Origin of the sequence: Comamonas sp. MYb21, assembly GCF_037479395.1 — a bacterium.
In the GTDB taxonomy this organism is placed as follows: domain Bacteria; phylum Pseudomonadota; class Gammaproteobacteria; order Burkholderiales; family Burkholderiaceae_C; genus Comamonas.
On the sequence record NZ_JBBGZC010000001.1, the window covers coordinates 276,540 to 292,860 of the forward strand.

Genomic DNA, 16,321 nt, shown 5'->3' on the forward strand with positions numbered 1-16,321 from the left:
CGGCTGAGGCCGTGGTGCTTAGATTTCCTTGAGCAATTGGTGCGCAATACGCACGCTCAAGGCGGCCCCGGTCAAGGTCGGGTTCATGCACGATGCCGATGGCATCACGCTGGTACCGGCGATGAACAGGTTGGGATGGTCATGGGTGCGGCAGTCGCGGTCCACGACGGAGTTGCTTGGATCGTCGCCCATGATGGTGGTGCCCATGATGTGCTGGCGGTCCTGGTGGTTGGTGTCCATCTTCAGGATGTCGGCTTGCAACAGTCCAGCCATGCGCTGCAGGTCCTTCACCGCAAAGTCGCGGCCGGCGTTCCAGTAGTCGTTGACGCTGTAGTAGATCTCGGGCACGGGGATGCCGATCGCATCCGTCTTGGTCTTGCTGGGGACCACGCGGTTTTGCGGCAGCGCCTCGGTCTCGAAGTCCACCGCCACATTGAGCGAGCGGGCCGACTGGCGGCGGATTTCTTCGTCCAGCTTGCTGCCCAGCACGCCCTTGGCGATCAGGCTGGAAGCAATCTGCGAGGTCGTCACCGTGTTGCGGAACTTGGTCTTGTAGCTGGGGATGTCCTTGCGAAAGGCGCCATCGCGGTAGTTCAGGTAGACCAGCAGCTCGGTCGGGCCCTGGCCTGGCCACACGTCCTCGTTCATCATGATGTTCATGCTGATTCCGGTGTGGCCCATCAGGTTGCGGCCCACCTGGTCGGACGAATTGGCAATGCCGTTCGGGTATTTTTCCGAGGTCGACATCAACAGTAGCTTGGGGCTTTCGATGCCATAGGCGGCCAGCACAAAGTGGCGCGCGGTCAGGCGCTGCGATGTGCCATCGGGCTTCTTGTAGTGCACGGCCGTGATCTTGCCGTCGTCACCGGCCTCGATCTTGTAGACCACGGCGTTGTCGAGCAGCTTGGCGCCAGCGCGCTCGGCCACATCGATGTGCATGGAGCCGTCGTACTTGGCGCCGATGGGGCAGACCGGGTTGCAGTTGTTGTTGCCGGCGCAGACCGGGCGGTTGCCGTAGGGGCGGCTCGCGCGGCCATGGGGTTCGAGCACCGGGTTGTAGCCACCGGGCTTGAGCATCTCGTCCATGCGCTGCATGAAGTAAGGCACGTTGAAGCCCTTCATCGGGAAGGGCTTGGAGCGCGGCGGATGCGCCTCGCCGCCATGGCCGCTCTCGTCCTGGCCATCGTAGCCGGTCACGCCCAGCTCGGCCTCGGCCTCGCAGTAGTAGGGTTCGAGTTCGTCATAGCCAATCGGCCAGTCGCGGCCGCGTCCATACAAGGTCTGCAGCTTGAAGTCATTGGGGATCATGCGCCACAGCGCCGAGCCAAAGTGCCAGGTGGTGCCGCCCACCACACGCAGGTACTTGGTGGGGTATTTCACCGGGCCGGTCTGCTGCAGGTAGTCGCCATAGGTCGACGGGATATGCGGCGGATTGGGAAACGGCGAGCCCGCGCCCTGCAGCTTCATATTGGCCAGCGAGAGCTTGATCGGCGCGTTGCGGAAGGTCTCGACGATGTCGGCACGGCGCACGCGCGGGCCGGCTTCCAGAATGATGACGGACTTGCCAGCCTGTGCCAGCTTGGCACCGATGATGCCGCCCATGACCCCGGAGCCGATGACGATCAGGTCGGCGTCGTATTGCGTTTGCTTGCTGCTCATGCTTGTGGGCTCTTCTGGTTGGGGCTGGCAGGCACGACGGGCTTTTCGCCCCAGGAATCAGGGCCACTGCCATAGGTAGGAATATCGAGGATGCCGGCCGTGGGGCGGTACATCAGCGCATTGGCATAGCTGATCAGCACGGCGTCAGCGTCTTCGCCGACAACGCCCAGGTACCAGGCCGAGACGATCTGGGTTGCGGTGGCGCGCAGCGCCGGGTCCAGATCGGGCGCAGCGAGCAGGTCATCGACATGGCTGATCTTCTGGCTGGCCACATGCTGGTGCAGCGCTTGTGCAGCGGCGGCAAAGCTGGCATCGCTCTTGGTGAGTGCCGCCAGGTAGCGCGTGGCCAGGGCTGCCGACAGCGGGCTACCGCCGGTGACAAACTCCGACAGGCGCAGGAAATCATCGGCCGCCACGCTGGCGGCAAAGGCATTGCTGGAGCCCAGCACGGCAAAGCCGCCAGCGGCAAGCGCCACACCGCTGGCAGCCGCAGCGCCCAGCAGGCTGCGGCGCGAGATGCCCGCAGGCATCGCAGGCACCAGGGGCTTGGCGCAGAGCACCGCGGATTTTGGGAAAGAAGACGAGGTCATGCGGGTCAGACTCCAGACGAGGCAGCGGCCTTGCGGCGTTGACGGATCACGATGAAGGCCAGCACCAAGACCAGCAACACCACGGCAGCCGGCACGATGAGGCGGGGCAACTGCGCAATCAGCGGCGGCTTGCCACCGGCGCGCACGGCAGCCACATCAGCAGGCTGCACCTTGACGGCCGGGTTGCCGTACTGGGTGAGCACATAGTTGCTGACATCGGCGATCTCCTGGTCGCTCAACCGGTCGGTGAAGGACGCGGCATCGCCAAATGCAGGCATGAAATGGGCGCGCCCCTGCACCGTGCGGTCCACGCCGTGCAGGATGGTGGCGATGAGGTTGTCGGCGCGGTCCGCTCCCGTCACGCTGTTGTGGAACAGCGAGGGGTATTCACCATTGGCTGTGCCGCTGGCATTGGCCTGGTGGCAGTGGGCACAGCTGCCGCTGAACACCTTCCAGCCGGCATCGGCGCCGTCGACCAGACCGCGCTGCGTGTCTTCCGACTGCAGGCTGGCCTTGCCATAGCTGTAGCGCGGCTGGGTCTCGCCGCCTGCCACTGCCTTGGTTTGCTTGAGGTAGGAGGCAATGGCCTGGATATCGCTGTCGGGCAGGTGCTGCAGGCTGTGCTCGATGGCTTCGGCCATCGGGCCGGCGGCCTGGGCCTTGCCGGGCACACGGCCGGTCTTGAGGTACTGCACCAGCTCCGCCTCGGTCCAGCCACCAATGCCATTGATGGCATCCGAGCTGATGTTGGGCGCATACCAGGCGCCCAGCGAGCCGCCACCCAGGTAGCGGCTGCTGTCTTCGGCCATCAGCGCATTGCGCGGGGTGTGGCAGGTGCTGCAGTGGGCCAGCGCATCGACCAGGTAGGCGCCATGGTTCCACTCCGGCGGCTTGCTGGCATCGGGTTTGAAGCGCTGGTCCTTCAGGTAGAGCGCATTCCACACGGCCATCGACAGGCGGATGTTGAAGGGGAAAGGCAGGGCCGTTTGCGGCGCGGCCTGGTCCACCGGTTGGACGCCATGCATGAAGTAGGCGTAGAGCGCCTCGGTGTCTTCATCGCTGATCTGGGCATAGGCCGTGTAAGGCATGGCCGGGTAGAGATGGGCCCCGTCCTTGCGCAGCCCTTGGCGCAGCGCGCGGCTGAAGTCTTCGAGGCTGTAGCTGCCAATGCCGGCCGTCTTGGACGGGGTGATATTGGTGGCATAGATGCTGCCCAGCGGTGAAGCGATGGGGTAGCCACCGGCAAAGCTGGCGCCGCCCTTGGGTGCCGTGTGGCAGGCGGCGCAGTCAGCGGCTACCGCCAGCTTGCGGCCTTTTTCTACCAAAAGCGCATCGCTAGAAGCCGTGGCCGCTGCAGGCGCCGTAGCGGCCGACGCGGCTGTGGGCTGCGCGGGCGCTGCCGTCTGGGCCTGGGCCGCGTGCATCCCCGCCCACACAGAAAACACCAAGCCGAAGGCAGTCCTGGACCAGGAGCCGCCCGACTTTGACTTGCAAAACCGCATCGTGAGAGACCTTTGTTGTCGTACGACTCCCGCGCATGCCCGCCATGCTCGCTAGAGTCTTTTGTCGTATCTGCGACAAATTTTCGACAACTTGTACGACATCTGCCGAGGCCCCCGGGTGTATCCCGGTGTTTTACTCACACTTCATCCAGCGCAATATGTGTTTCGCCAAGATGTGGTAACGGTTTCATGCGCAACTAATAAAACGCATGGAGGACGGCATGCGAGGGGGTGCAGCGGCACCCTCTGCCGCAGCGTGGATCTCGCAGGAAACCTTTGAATAGGCAGGAAAAAAGCAGGCGCTCAGTCCTGCCCGGCCTCGTCATCCCAACGCTTGAGCTGCGCCAGCTTTTCGCCAATCTTCAGCTCCAGGCCCCGGGGTACGGGCTGGTACCAGCCGGGAGGATCTATCCCTTCTGGGAGATAGGTTTCTCCCGCTGCGTAGGCATTCGGTTCGTCATGCGCGTAGCGGTATTCATGCCCATAGCCCAGCTCCTTCATCAGCTTGGTGGGGGCGTTGCGCAAATGCACGGGCACTTCGCGGCTCTTGTCCTGCTTTACAAAGGCCTTGGCCTGGTTGTAGGCGTTGTAGCCGGCATTGCTCTTGGCGGCCACGGCCAGGTAGATGACAGCCTGGCCCAGGGCCAGCTCACCTTCGGGGCTGCCCAGGCGCTCATAGGTCAGCGCGGCATCGTTGGCGATCTGCATCGCACGCGGGTCGGCCAGACCAATGTCTTCCCAGGCCATGCGCACAATGCGCCGGGACAGGTAGCGCGCATCGGCGCCGCCATCGAGCATGCGGGTGAGCCAGTAGAGCGCGGCATCCGGGTGCGAGCCGCGCACCGACTTGTGCAAGGCGGAGATCTGGTCGTAGAAATTGTCGCCGCCCTTGTCAAAACGGCGGCTGTTCAAGGTCAGCGCGTTCTGCAGGAACTCGGCCGTGACCTCCGCAACGCCTGATGCCTTGGCTGCTGTGCTCGTTTGTTCCAGCAGGTTCAAAAACCTTCTGGCGTCACCATCCGCATACCCCACGAGGGTATCGACGGCCAGGTCGTCAAACGCCAGATCGTCAAGCGCATGTTCTTCCTGGGCCCGCTGGAGCAAGCGCTTGAGCTCCGCCTCTGTCAGCGACTTGAGGACATAGACCTGGGCCCGCGACAGCAGCGCCGAGTTGACCTCAAAGGAGGGGTTCTCGGTGGTGGCGCCGATGAAGGTGAACAGCCCTGACTCCACGTGCGGCAGCAGGGCATCTTGTTGCGACTTGTTGAACCGATGGATTTCGTCTACGAACAAGATGGTGTTCTTGCCCTGCGCAAGATATTGCCTGGCCTGCTCCATGGCCTCGCGGATGTCCTTCACCCCCGACAAGACCGCAGACAGGGCGATGAACTCGCACTGGAACGCCGTCGCCGTCAGCCGCGCCAACGTGGTCTTGCCCACGCCGGGCGGGCCCCAGAAGATCATCGAATGCGGTTTGCCGGACTGGAAGGCCAGGCGCAGCGGCTTGCCTTCTCCCAGCAGATGGGACTGGCCCACGACCTCGTCCAAGGTCTTGGGGCGCAGCGCCTCGGCCAGCGGCGCGGCCGGTTCCTGGCTAAACAGATCAGCCATGCAGGCCTCCTGCCAAACGACCCACCACAGAGAAGGCGCCCGCTGGCCGCGACTCTGGGCGGGGCAGGTGCTTACTACTTTTATGCAACATGCCCCAGGGTATCCCCGGGATGAATATGCCTTTGATGATCTGGGTCACAACTTTTCGCAGAAAATAAGGGTTTATACGGATTCGCGTCGCACCAGATACCCAAGGGCCCTTATTGGCTCAGCCTATAACAACAGCCCCGGCATGGACGCCACACGCTCACGGCTATCGCGCCGAGCCAGCAGCCGACGCTCCACAGCACATGTCCCATGGGGCTATTTTTTTCTGATGCCCGTCTCCGTGACTCCATTCGCCAGGTGCAGCCCCCTTAAGTGGGCGCTAACCAGCAAGAACCAAGAGCCTTTATGAAATCACTGAAAACCAGGGACATTATCGCCCTCGGCTTCATGACCTTTGCCCTGTTCCTGGGCGCAGGAAACATCATTTTCCCGCCACTGGTCGGCCTGGCCGCTGGCGAGAACCTGCTGGGCGCCACAACCGGCTTTTTGCTGACAGGCGTGGGCCTGCCGCTGCTGGGCGTGGTGGCGCTCGCCCGCGTGGGCGGTGGTCTGGACCAGCTGACACATCCGATTGGCCGCATGGCCGGCCTGCTGCTGGCCACCACGATCTACCTGACGATCGGCCCCTTCTTTGCCACACCGCGCACCGCCACCGTCTCGTTCGAGATGGGCATTGCCCCCTTTGTCGGCAATACCTCGATTGCGCTGCTGGTGTTCAGCATTGTCTATTTCTCGCTGGTGCTGCTGCTGTCGCTGTTCCCCGGCAAGCTGATGGACCTGCTGGGCAAGCTCATCACCCCGCTGCTGATTGCCGCGCTGCTGGCACTGGGCGGCATGGCAGTGCTGGCCCCTGTGGGCGGCTACAGCACGGCCAACCCCGACTATGGCACCCAGCTGGCCGCCTTTGCCCAGGGCTTTGTGCAGGGCTACCAGACCATGGACGCCCTCGCCTCATTGGTGTTCGGCATTGTCATCGTCAACGCGATCAAGGATGCGGGCGTGACCGATGCGCGCCTGCACACCCGCTACGCCATCTATTCCGGGCTGATTGCGGCTGTGTGCCTGAGCCTGGTTTACATCTCGCTGTGCTACCTGGGCGCCACCAGTGGCGAGCTGGCACAGAACACCGTGACTGGCGTGCAGATCCTCAGCGCCTTTGTGCAGCACCGCTTTGGCAGCGCCGGCATCTGGCTGATCGCCGCCGTGATCCTGCTGGCCTGCCTGACCACCGGCGTGGGCCTGGTGAGCGCCTGCAGCAGCTTTTTCAGCCAGCTGACCGGTTTCTCCTACCGCAGTGTCGCGCTGTCCTTGTGCATCTTCAGCGCCGCCGTGGCCAACCAGGGCCTGGCGCAGCTGATCGAGATCGCCGGCCCGGTGCTGGTCGCCCTCTACCCCCCCGCGATTGCGCTGGTCTCGCTCAGCCTGCTGCAGCGCTGGCAGCAGCCCGCTCGGGTCTACATCCCGGTAATGCTGGTGGCCCTGGTGTTTGGCCTGGTCGATGGCGCCAAGGCGCTGCAATGGACCGCTGCCCTGCCCACCTGGCTGGACCACCTGCCCGGCGCCGCGCTGGGCCTGGGCTGGGTCACCCCCGTGGCTGCCACCGTGGTCTGCGCCGGCCTGGCCGACTGGTTTTTGGCACGCCGCCAAATACCCGTGCGTCCTTGATAGCTGATTAACCACTTCCTGATTAATGGATATGCAAAGCCACCGTTACTATCGGCCTCGGATATTCATTGGCACCCTTATTTAGAACCGCCTAAGCCAAGCAGCTCAATACCGTCAGAACAGGCACCCCAGAATCGGAGAGACATTGAGCCTGCTTAAACCATGGTTATTCATGGTCTTTTACGACAACACTGTCAAAATCCAAAAATTTGTGGAGTTTCAGCAATGACGAATCCAACAGAAAATCCCCAAGCGGCCTCCGCTGCCAAAGCGCCCAAGAAGGGCTTCACCCGTCGCAAGTTCGTCGCCTCGGCGGCAGCGGTCGGTGCGGGCGTGGTCGGTTACCAGTATTTCTTTGGCAGCCAATACCGCGCAGAAAAAGCAGACCGCCAGGTCGATGTGCTGCTGATTGGCGGCGGCATCATGAGTGCCACCTTGGGCGTTTATCTGCAGGAGCTGGAACCCGGCTGGACCTATGAATTGTTCGAGCGCCTGGACCAGGTTGCCGAAGAAAGCTCCAACGGCTGGAATAATGCCGGCACCGGCCACTCGGCGCTGTGCGAGCTCAATTACACGCCGATGGATAAAAATGGCAATGTGCAGATTTCCTCTGCCATTAACATTAATGAAAACTTCCAGGTCTCGCGCCAGTTCTGGTCGCACCAGGTGCGCGCCGGTGTACTGGGCAATCCCCGCGAGTTCATCAACTCCACGCCACACATGAACCTGGTGTTCGGCGAGGAAAACCGCTCCTTCATCCAAAAGCGCCTGAAGGCGCTGGAAGCCTCGCCGCTGTTCACCGGCATGGAGTCGTCCATCGACCCGGCGCAGATCAAGGAATGGATTCCGCTGATGATGGAAGGCCGCGACCCGGCCGAAGTGGTGACCGCCACCCGCTCGCCGCTGGGCACCGACGTCAACCTGGGCGAGATCACGCGCCAGTTCTACAAGAACCTGTCGTCCAAGCCCAACTTCAAGCTGAGCACCGGCCAGGAAGTGCGCTCCATCACGCGCAACAGCGACGGCTCCTGGCGCGTGTCGGCCTTCGACATGAAGGACAGCAGCAAGATCCAGACGGTGGATGCGCGCTTTATCTTCATCGGCGCCGGTGGCGCGGCGCTGCCGCTGCTGCAGCTGTCGGGCATCCCCGAGTCCAAGGTCTATGGCGGCTTCCCCGTGGGCGGCGAGTTCCTGGTCACCGAAAAGCCCGAGATCACCGAGCGCCACCTGGCCAAGGTCTATGGCCTGGCCGATACCGGCTCGCCTCCGATGTCGGTGCCCCACCTGGACACCCGCGTGCTGGACGGCAAGCGTGTGCTGCTGTTCGGGCCGTTCGCGACCTGGTCGAGCAAGTTCCTGAAGAACGGCTCCTACTTTGACCTGGCCAAGGCCACGACCTTTGCCAACGTGATCCCGCAGCTGCAGGTCGGCGTCAACGAGTTTGCGCTGGTCAAGTACCTGGCCCAGCAGCTGAGCCTGAACAAGGAGCAGAAGATGGACGCGCTGCGCCATTACATGCCCGAGGCCAAGGATGCCGACTGGCGCCTGTGGGAAGCGGGCCAGCGTGTGCAGATCATCAAGAACGACCCCGAAAAGGGTGGCATCCTCAAGCTCGGCACCGAGGTCGTCGTGGCCCAGGACCGTTCGCTCACCGCACTGCTGGGCGCGTCGCCCGGCGGCTCGACCTCGCCAGCGATCATGCTGACCCTGCTGGAAAAGGCCTTCCCCGAGAAGGTCAAGAGCGCCGAATGGCAAGCCAAGATCCGCCAGATCGTGCCGAGCTACGGCGTTAAGCTCAACGAAAACCCTGCGCTGCTGCAGCAGGAATGGCAGGCCACCGAGCAGGCGCTAAACCTGGCGATTGCCTCGCCCAGCCTGCACGGCGTGGAAGCCGGTGTGCAGCCCCAGGAAGACAAGGGTGCTGTCAAGAAAGTGCCGGACATGGCGCTGTGATAGGCACAAGCTGCCATACCACCCCTCAGCCATGGGCCCTACCTTAGACTGCGAGCGGCGCATACGATGCGCAGGCCCAAACGCTTGCAATCCGCGTCCGGCAAGACAAGCGCCGTGACCCGCCCTTGCTGAGGTCGTCGGTGGGACTGCCGGCACCTGCCTAAGCCATTCGGCCCCAAACGCCCGATGCCATGCATCGGGCGTTTTTATTTGGCCTGGCCGTGGCCACCACCTGCCGGCGCTGCAGCCGATCGCTTGCCCGGTGGCACAGCAGCGCCGCATTCACCATCCACCGGACCTGCTCAGCCTGCACAAGGGAGCCGTCCGCCCAGGCGCCCTCCGCTGGCCGCCCCATATAAGCCTTACGCATACCCAAGCACGAAAAACTTCGTTGTCACCTGCAGCACGCAGCCCGAACAATGGGGGCTATCTGCGGTCATTTCTCTCTCTTTTTCTGCGCCTAGGCAGCCCATTTGATATGCGTTCGACGGTCTCTTTCTCCTCCCCCTCACTCTCGACCCTGGCCTGCGCTGCTGCGCTGGCGCTGTGTGCCGCTAGCGCCCATGCGGATGCCACGCTGGACAAGATCAAGGCCAACAAGTCCGTCACCATTGGCGTGTTGCTCAACGGCGGCCCCACAGGCTCGATTGACCCCTCCAACCAGCGCTTCATTGGCTGGAACCCCGAACTCGCACGCCAGCTGGCGCGTGACCTGGGTGCGGACGCCACGCTGATTCAGGTGCAGCCCTCCAATCGCGTGCAGTTTCTGCAGTCGGGCAAGGTCGATTTGCTGATCGCCTCCATCGACTGGAACCCCGAGCGTGCCGAGGTGATGGGCTTTGCGCCCACCCCGTTCTACAAAGTGGGCGGTGCCGCCATCGCCCGCAAGGGCAGTGGCCTGACCAAGTGGGAGGACTTGCGCGGCAAACCCGTCTGCGCCTCGCAAGGCGGCAGCTATGCCCGCATTTTGGGGGCTGACTATGGCGTACAGGTCAAGGGCTTCAAAGGCTCGGCAGAGGCCTTGCTGGCACTGCGCGGTGGCAACTGCGTGGCCTCCGTGCACGACACCACGCTGATCTACCCCCTGCTCAAAACCAATGCCGATTGGACAGACTTTGATGCACCGATCCCCCTGGCCTTGGGCGAGGCGCCTTCCGTCGTCTGGACCCGCAAAGGCGAGAACGACACCATTGCAGCAGTCGACCGGGTCATCCAGAACTGGCACCGCACGGGCTGGTTGATCGACACAGAAAAACGCCTGGGCATCACGCCACCGCTGCCGGCGCTCGCGGAACTGCAGCAACAGGCCTTGCAGGCCGCCAAGTCCAAGTAGTCCCGCTCCGCTCTCGCGCCACCAAGCGGCCCGCCCTCTGCGGCAGGCCGCCATTGCCCATTCGCCATGACCTCTCGCTTTTTCTCCACTGCCGCCGTCAGCGCCCTGGCGCTGACCGCCCACCTGGCCCATGCCGATGCCACGCTCGACAAAATCAAGCAGCGTGGCCAGGTCACCATCGGCGTCATTTTGTCGGGCCCGCCGTTTGGCACGATCAACCCAGCGACCCAAAAACCCGAAGGTTTCAACGTCGATCTCGCCCAGGCCGTGGCTACCGGTCTGGGTGTGAAGCTGGAGGCCGTGCAGGTCCAACCTTCCAATCGCGTGCAGTTTCTGCAATCGGGCAAGGTGGATGTGCTGATCGCCAACATGTCCTGGACGCAGGAGCGCTCCGAGATCCTGGACTTCGCCCCCACCCCGTTTGAGGAGATTGGCGGCGCGCTGCTGACCCGCAAGGGCGGCAGCTTCAAGCAGTGGGACGACGTGCGCGGCAAGACCGTTTGCGTTTCGCAAGGTTCCAACTACACCAAGCCGCTGATCGAGGAATACGGTGCCAAGATCAAGGCCTTTCGTGGTCAGCCCGAATCGCTGTTGGCACTGCGCGGCGGCGGCTGCGATGCCGCCGTCCATGTCAGCCCCACCTTGCGGCTCATGGTTGCCAGCGGCAGTGACTGGAGGGACTACGAACTGCCGCTGGCCCAGGACCTGATTCCCTCGCCCCAGGTGATCTGGGTGCGCAAGGGCGAGAGTGATGCCAGTGCCGCCATCGACCGCATCATTCAGCAGTGGCACCGCAGCGGCTGGCTGATTGAGACCGTGAAAAAAAACGGGCTCAGCCCATCGCAAAGCTTGTTCGACCTGCAAGCCAAGTACCACAAGACGCCTGCCTGACGGAATCGCCATGTTGGAGCACAGCTTCTACCCATGGCTGGTGCAGGCCGCCAAGCCGCTCGGCCTGAACTTCGCATTTCTGCTGGAAGCCTATGAACGCGATGCCTTCATCCGTGGCCTGGGCGTCACCTTGCAGCTGTGCCTGCTGGTGATTCCAGGCAGCCTGGTGGCAGGTGTATTGCTGGCTGCCGGACTGACTTCAGGCCAGCGCTGGCTGCGTGGAACGACGCGCACCTTTGTCGAGCTCACCCGCAACACCCCCACCTTGGTTCAGTTGTACTGCGCCTTTCTGGTGCTGAACATGCTGATCACGCAAAGCCTGCAAGCGCATGGCGGCGTGAACCCGCTCACGCCCTTTGTCTGGGTCTTTATCGTGGTCTCGCTGCACAAGGGCGTATTCCATGCCGAGGCGCTGCGCGCCGGTATCGAGGCCGTGCCCCATGCAACCTTGGAGGCAGGACAGTCGCTGGGCTTCAGCCGCCGCCAGCTGCTGTGGCGCGTAGAGCTGCCACTGGCCCTGCGCTTTGCGCTGCCGGCCCTGGTGAACAACATGGTCGATCTGGTGAAGATGACGGCCGTGGCATCGGCCATTGCGGTGGGCGATGTGACCTACGAGTCCGTGATGATCTGGACGCAGCGTGACAACGTGCTGGAGCTGCTGCTGCTGATCCTGCTGTATTTCTGGGGCTTGACCTGGCTGGTCAGCCGCGCGGGCCGCTGGCTCGAACACCGCCTGAGGATGCCCGGCTATGGCCAGTGAACTGACATCTCCACAGACCGCACCGGCCCTGCGCTGGCCCGCGCTGCTGCTGAACCCCTGGCTGCTGGGACTGCTGGTGGCCGCCGCGCTGCTGGCCGTTTGGTGGCATGCCGAGGGCCGCTTTCCGCCTGCGCTGGCCCATTTGTGGCAATGGTCACCCGCCTTGGTGCGCGGCATGTGGACCAATATCTACATCAGCATGCTGGCCATGGCCATCGGCACGGTGGCGGGTCTGTTCGTGGGGGCACTGGCGCTCTCGCAATGGGCCGCGCTGCGCAGCGCCACGCACTGGTATGTACAGGCCTTTCGCAATGCGCCCATCCTGGTGCTGATCTATTTCACCACCTATGTCTTCCCGTTCGAGCTGCAGCTGCTGCACTGGCGCCTGCCCTTTCCAGACTGGATCAAGGTCGTGCTGGGCTTGGCCTTGCCGACTTCGGCCGTGGTGGCCGAGATCTTTCGCGGGGCCATCCAGTCCATTCCGACGGCCCAGTGGGAGGCCGCGCAGTCGCTGGCTTTCAAGCGCAGGCAGATCTTTGGCTGGATCATCCTGCCGCAGTGCGTACGCCGCATGCTTCCGCCCTGGATGAACCTCTACGCCAGCATCACGATGAGCACCTCGCTGGCCTCGCTGGTCGGTGTGCATGACATTGTGGACACGGCCCAGATTGCCAGCAACACCGTCGCCCGTACCGACTTCACCATCCTGGTGTATGTCACGCTGCTGGCGCTGTTCTTTGCCTATTGCTACCCCATTGCGCGCACTACACGGCGCCTGGAAAAACGCCATGCCTTCCGCTGAACCCCCCTCCACCCAGACCGCGCCGCTGGTGCAGCTGCGCGATATCCATCTGGCCTTTGGCGCCAACGAAGTGCTCAAGGGCATTGATGTCGATATTCCACGCGGCCAGGCCGTCACCATCATCGGCCCCTCGGGCTCGGGCAAGTCCACCATCCTGCGCTGCATCACCGGCCTACTGCGCCCGCAACAAGGCCAGATCCGCGTGGGCGAGACCCAGGTGCAGAGCTTGCGCACCGAGGCCGAACTGATCGCCCTGCGCCAGCGCGTGGGCTTTGTCTTTCAGCAGTACAACCTGTTCCCGCACCTGACGGTGCTGCAGAACCTGGTGATCGCGCCCACCCGCGTGCTGGGCCGCGAGCGTGGCGAAGCCGAGCGCGAGGCGCGCGTGCTGCTGGACAAGGTTCGCCTGTCGCACAAGGCCCATGCCTACCCTGGCGAGCTGTCCGGCGGCCAGCAGCAGCGCGTAGCCATTGCCCGTGCGCTGGCCATGCGGCCCGAGCTGATGCTGTTCGACGAAGTGACCTCGGCGCTGGACCCCGAAACCGTCGGCGAGGTGCTGACCGTGATCCGCGAACTGGTGCGCGACGGCATGACCTGCGCGCTGGTGACGCACGAGATGCGCTTTGCCGAGGAGATCAGCGACCACGTCTATTTCACCGAGGCAGGCCGCATCGTCGAACACGGCACGCCCGCGCAAATCTTTGGCCAGCCGAGCAACGAACGCACCCGCAGCTTTCTGCACCGGGCGCTGGGCGGTGACCGCAGCGCCAGCCTGCCGCCTGCAGCGCAGCATCCATCGACCCCTTTTACGCCAGCCACCCCGCTGGCTTTCTGACCATGACCCTCAGCCAGGACTTTGCGCGGCGCATTGCCGATGCCCGCTCGCTGGAAGATGCCGCCGCCGTGCAGGCTGCACGCGAAGGCGTGCTGGATTTTCTGGCTTCGGCCTTTCCCGGCGCAGCCGACCCGGCCTGGCACAAGCTGCGTGGCGTACTGCCACAAGCTGGCGGCGCGGCCCGTGTGATCGGCCAAGCCACCACGACCGATGCCGCGAGTGCCGCCTTGCTCAACGGCTATGCCGGCCATGCTTTGGACTTTGACGATGTGCACTCCAGCGTGCGTGGCCACCCCGGTACAGTACTGCTGCCAGCCTTGTTTGCGCTGGCCGATACCCTGCCCGCAGCCAGCGCCATCGATCTGCTGGATGCCTATATCGTCGGCGTCGAAGCCATGGCCCGCCTGGGCCTGGCCCTGGGCAGCAAGCACTACGAAAACGGCTTTCACAACACCGCCACGCTGGGGCCTCTGGGGGCAGCCGCTGCCTGCGCCCGCCTGCTGACGCTGGATGCCGCCGCCACCGAAAACGCACTGGGTCTGGCCGCCACGCAGGCCGGTGGTCTGCGCCTGCAGTTTGGCAGCGAGGCCAAGCCGCTGCACGCCGGTCTGGCCGCACGCGCTGGCCTGTTTGCGGCGCAGCTGGCACAGGCCGGCCTGCAAGGCGCACCCGGCGTGCTGGAAGCACCCATCGGCTTTCTGGACGCCTATGGCTTTGGCGCAGCCGATGCAGGACGCGCGCTGGCCGACTGGGGCGCGCCCTGGCAGATCGTCACGCCCGGCCTGTACTTCAAGCCCTATGCCTGCTGCACAGCCACGCACTATGCGGCCGACGCCGCGCTGGCGCTGCGCGCCACGCACCAGCTGCGTGCCGAGGACATTGCCGCAGTGCGTGTGGTCTTCCCGCCCGCCGGGGATACGCCACTGACCGTGACCGACCCAGCCACCGGTCTGGAAGGCCGCTTCAGCGTCGAATATGTGCTGGCCGCTGCCTTGGTCGATGGCGCGCTGGGCCTGTCGCTGTTTGACGAGCGCCCTGCCCGCGAAGACCTGCGGGCCTTTGGCCGCCGTGTCAGCCGCGCCCATGACCCGCATGCAGCGCGTGCCTCCACCGACCCCAAGACCCGTTTCTCCACCGTGGAAGTGACGCTGCACGATGGCCGCCAGTACATGCAGCACGTGCAAGGCCTCAGCCGTGCCAAGGACCTGGCCGCCAAGTTTGCCGACACCACGCAGCAGCAGCCAGAGGCGCTGCGCGCCGTGCCTGCACTGGTTGGCCGCATGCGCAGCCGTGACGACCTGATTCAACTGACCGCTTTGTTCTCTTTGGTGCAAGCATGACCTCTACCTCCACTCCCCGCCAGATGCGCCTGGGCCTGTTCCTGCAAGGCGCCGGCCACCACGTGGCTGGCTGGCGCCACCCCGATGCCGAGTCTGGCAGCGAAAACCTGGGCCTGATCCAGCGCCTGGCCAAGACCGCTGAAGACGCCAAGTTCGACATGGTCTTCCTGGCCGATGGCCTGAGCGCCACACCCGACATGCACCCTTCGGCCGCACTGCGCTTTGAGCCGCTGACCCTGCTGTCGGCCCTGTCCATGACCACCAGCCACATTGGCCTGGCAGCCACGGCCTCGACAACCTACAGCGAGCCCTACCACATTGCCCGCTCGTTCGCCTCGCTGGATCTGCTCTCGCAGGGCCGGGCCGCCTGGAACGTGGTCACCACCTCGTACGACCGCACGGCCGCCAATTTCACCCGTGGCAACCACCCCAACCATGCCGAGCGCTATGCGATGGCCGGCGAGTTTGTCGATGTGGTCAAAGGCCTGTGGGACAGCTGGGAGGACGATGCCATCGTGCGCAACAAGGACAGCGGTGTGTACTTCGACCCCGCCAAGCTGCACACGCTGGACTACGAGGGCGCGCATTTCCGCATCAAAGGCCCGCTGAATGCACCGCGCCCGCCGCAGGGCCACCCCATCGTGATCCAGGCGGGTTCCTCCGAGCCCGGCCAGGCGCTGGCAGCCCGCACGGCCGACGTCGTCTTCACCGCCCAGCAGACGCTGGAGGAGGCCAGCGTTTTCTACCGGGGTCTGAAAAGCCAGCTGGGCCAGTGGAACCGCGACCCATCGCACGTGCACCTGATGCCCGGTGTGTTCCCCGTCATCGGCCGTACGGCGCAAGAGGCCAAGGACCGCTACGAGCAATTGCAGCAATGGGTGGACACCTCGGGTGCACTGTCCATGCTGTCCGAGCGGCTGGGCCACGATATCTCCGGCTACCCGCTGGACGGCCCGCTGCCCGACCTGCCCGAGTCCGACCAGCTCAAGAGCCGCGCCAAGCTGCTGACCGACCTGGCCCGCCGCGATAACCTGAGCCTGCGCCATCTCTACCACCTGGTCGCCGGCTCACGCGGACACCGCATCGTCGTTGGCACGCCGGCGCAGATTGCCGACGCGCTGCAGGAATGGTTCGAGGGCGAGGCCGCCGACGGCTTCAACATCATGCCGCCCTACTTCCCCGGCGGGCTGAATGACTTTGTGGCCCTGGTCCTGCCCGAGCTGCGCCGCCGAGGCCTGTTCCGTACCGAGTACAGCGGCCGTACCTTGCGCGACCACCTGGGCCTGAGCCGCCCGGCCAGCCGCTACGCTGCGCGCTAGGCAGCAGTCACGA

The 16,321-nt window shown here is 64.2% G+C and carries 13 protein-coding genes; 9 read left to right on the forward strand and 4 right to left on the reverse strand.

All coding sequences use genetic code 11. The features are described 5' to 3' along the window. Positions 1-18: 18 nt before the first annotated feature. The 4 genes from WH367_RS01275 to WH367_RS01290 form a co-directional block, all read right to left on the reverse strand. Positions 19-1,659, reverse strand: a complete 1,641-nt coding sequence (locus tag WH367_RS01275; RefSeq protein WP_339533826.1) for a GMC family oxidoreductase — start codon at positions 1,657-1,659, stop codon at positions 19-21. Further along, entirely contained in the window at positions 1,656-2,249 is a 594-nt protein-coding gene (locus WH367_RS01280) for a sugar dehydrogenase complex small subunit (protein WP_339533827.1), read from the reverse strand. Before WH367_RS01280 ends, WH367_RS01275 begins: the two co-directional genes overlap by 4 nt. 5 nt (positions 2,250-2,254) lie before the next feature. After that, positions 2,255-3,694, reverse strand: a complete 1,440-nt coding sequence (locus WH367_RS01285; protein WP_339534120.1) for a cytochrome c — start codon at positions 3,692-3,694, stop codon at positions 2,255-2,257. A gap of 360 nt (positions 3,695-4,054) precedes the next feature. Beyond that, positions 4,055-5,362, reverse strand: a complete 1,308-nt coding sequence (locus WH367_RS01290) for a replication-associated recombination protein A (protein WP_339533829.1) — start codon at positions 5,360-5,362, stop codon at positions 4,055-4,057. Positions 5,363-5,755: 393 nt separating this feature from the next. Here WH367_RS01290 and brnQ point away from each other — a divergent pair, with 393 nt between their 5' ends. From brnQ to WH367_RS01335, 9 genes are all read left to right on the forward strand, one after another. Further along, the gene (brnQ, locus tag WH367_RS01295) at positions 5,756-7,075 is read left to right on the forward strand and encodes a branched-chain amino acid transport system II carrier protein (RefSeq protein ID WP_339533831.1); all 1,320 of its coding nucleotides are present in this window, start codon (positions 5,756-5,758) and stop codon (positions 7,073-7,075) included. Between the two features lie 225 nt (positions 7,076-7,300). Then, the gene (mqo, locus tag WH367_RS01300) at positions 7,301-9,028 is read left to right on the forward strand and encodes a malate dehydrogenase (quinone) (RefSeq protein ID WP_339533833.1); all 1,728 of its coding nucleotides are present in this window, start codon (positions 7,301-7,303) and stop codon (positions 9,026-9,028) included. 478 nt (positions 9,029-9,506) lie between these two features. Beyond that, entirely contained in the window at positions 9,507-10,361 is an 855-nt protein-coding gene (locus WH367_RS01305; RefSeq protein ID WP_339533835.1) for a transporter substrate-binding domain-containing protein, read from the forward strand. Between the two features lie 66 nt (positions 10,362-10,427). Beyond that, a complete protein-coding gene (locus WH367_RS01310) occupies positions 10,428-11,252 on the forward strand; it encodes a transporter substrate-binding domain-containing protein (protein WP_339533837.1) in 825 nt (274 codons plus the stop codon). 10 nt (positions 11,253-11,262) lie between these two features. Next, positions 11,263-12,012, forward strand: coding sequence for an amino acid ABC transporter permease (locus WH367_RS01315; RefSeq protein WP_339533838.1), 750 nt, complete (start codon positions 11,263-11,265; stop codon positions 12,010-12,012). Further along, positions 12,002-12,814, forward strand: a complete 813-nt coding sequence (locus tag WH367_RS01320) for an amino acid ABC transporter permease (protein WP_339533839.1) — start codon at positions 12,002-12,004, stop codon at positions 12,812-12,814. Before WH367_RS01315 ends, WH367_RS01320 begins: the two co-directional genes overlap by 11 nt. Then, a complete protein-coding gene (locus WH367_RS01325; RefSeq protein ID WP_339533841.1) occupies positions 12,801-13,649 on the forward strand; it encodes an amino acid ABC transporter ATP-binding protein in 849 nt (282 codons plus the stop codon). Before WH367_RS01320 ends, WH367_RS01325 begins: the two co-directional genes overlap by 14 nt. Before the next feature lie 2 nt (positions 13,650-13,651). Next, positions 13,652-14,989, forward strand: coding sequence for an MmgE/PrpD family protein (locus tag WH367_RS01330; RefSeq protein ID WP_339533842.1), 1,338 nt, complete (start codon positions 13,652-13,654; stop codon positions 14,987-14,989). Then, positions 14,986-16,308: an LLM class flavin-dependent oxidoreductase gene (locus WH367_RS01335; RefSeq protein WP_339533844.1), complete on the forward strand. Its 1,323-nt coding sequence runs from the start codon at positions 14,986-14,988 to the stop codon at positions 16,306-16,308. Before WH367_RS01330 ends, WH367_RS01335 begins: the two co-directional genes overlap by 4 nt. Positions 16,309-16,321: the final 13 nt, after the last annotated feature.

What these genes read in the sequence shown, in the direction of transcription:
- WH367_RS01275 (WP_339533826.1), bottom strand. Translation starts at nt 1,659, where the DNA reads ATGAGCAGCAAGCAAACGCAATACGACGCCGACCTGATCGTCATCGGC.
- WH367_RS01280 (WP_339533827.1), bottom strand. Translation starts at nt 2,249, where the DNA reads ATGACCTCGTCTTCTTTCCCAAAATCCGCGGTGCTCTGCGCCAAGCCC.
- WH367_RS01290 (WP_339533829.1), bottom strand. Translation starts at nt 5,362, where the DNA reads ATGGCTGATCTGTTTAGCCAGGAACCGGCCGCGCCGCTGGCCGAGGCG.
- brnQ (WP_339533831.1), top strand. Translation starts at nt 5,756, where the DNA reads ATGAAATCACTGAAAACCAGGGACATTATCGCCCTCGGCTTCATGACC.
- mqo (WP_339533833.1), top strand. Translation starts at nt 7,301, where the DNA reads ATGACGAATCCAACAGAAAATCCCCAAGCGGCCTCCGCTGCCAAAGCG.
- WH367_RS01305 (WP_339533835.1), top strand. Translation starts at nt 9,507, where the DNA reads ATGCGTTCGACGGTCTCTTTCTCCTCCCCCTCACTCTCGACCCTGGCC.
- WH367_RS01310 (WP_339533837.1), top strand. Translation starts at nt 10,428, where the DNA reads ATGACCTCTCGCTTTTTCTCCACTGCCGCCGTCAGCGCCCTGGCGCTG.
- WH367_RS01315 (WP_339533838.1), top strand. Translation starts at nt 11,263, where the DNA reads ATGTTGGAGCACAGCTTCTACCCATGGCTGGTGCAGGCCGCCAAGCCG.
- WH367_RS01320 (WP_339533839.1), top strand. Translation starts at nt 12,002, where the DNA reads ATGGCCAGTGAACTGACATCTCCACAGACCGCACCGGCCCTGCGCTGG.
- WH367_RS01325 (WP_339533841.1), top strand. Translation starts at nt 12,801, where the DNA reads ATGCCTTCCGCTGAACCCCCCTCCACCCAGACCGCGCCGCTGGTGCAG.
- WH367_RS01330 (WP_339533842.1), top strand. Translation starts at nt 13,652, where the DNA reads ATGACCCTCAGCCAGGACTTTGCGCGGCGCATTGCCGATGCCCGCTCG.
- WH367_RS01335 (WP_339533844.1), top strand. Translation starts at nt 14,986, where the DNA reads ATGACCTCTACCTCCACTCCCCGCCAGATGCGCCTGGGCCTGTTCCTG.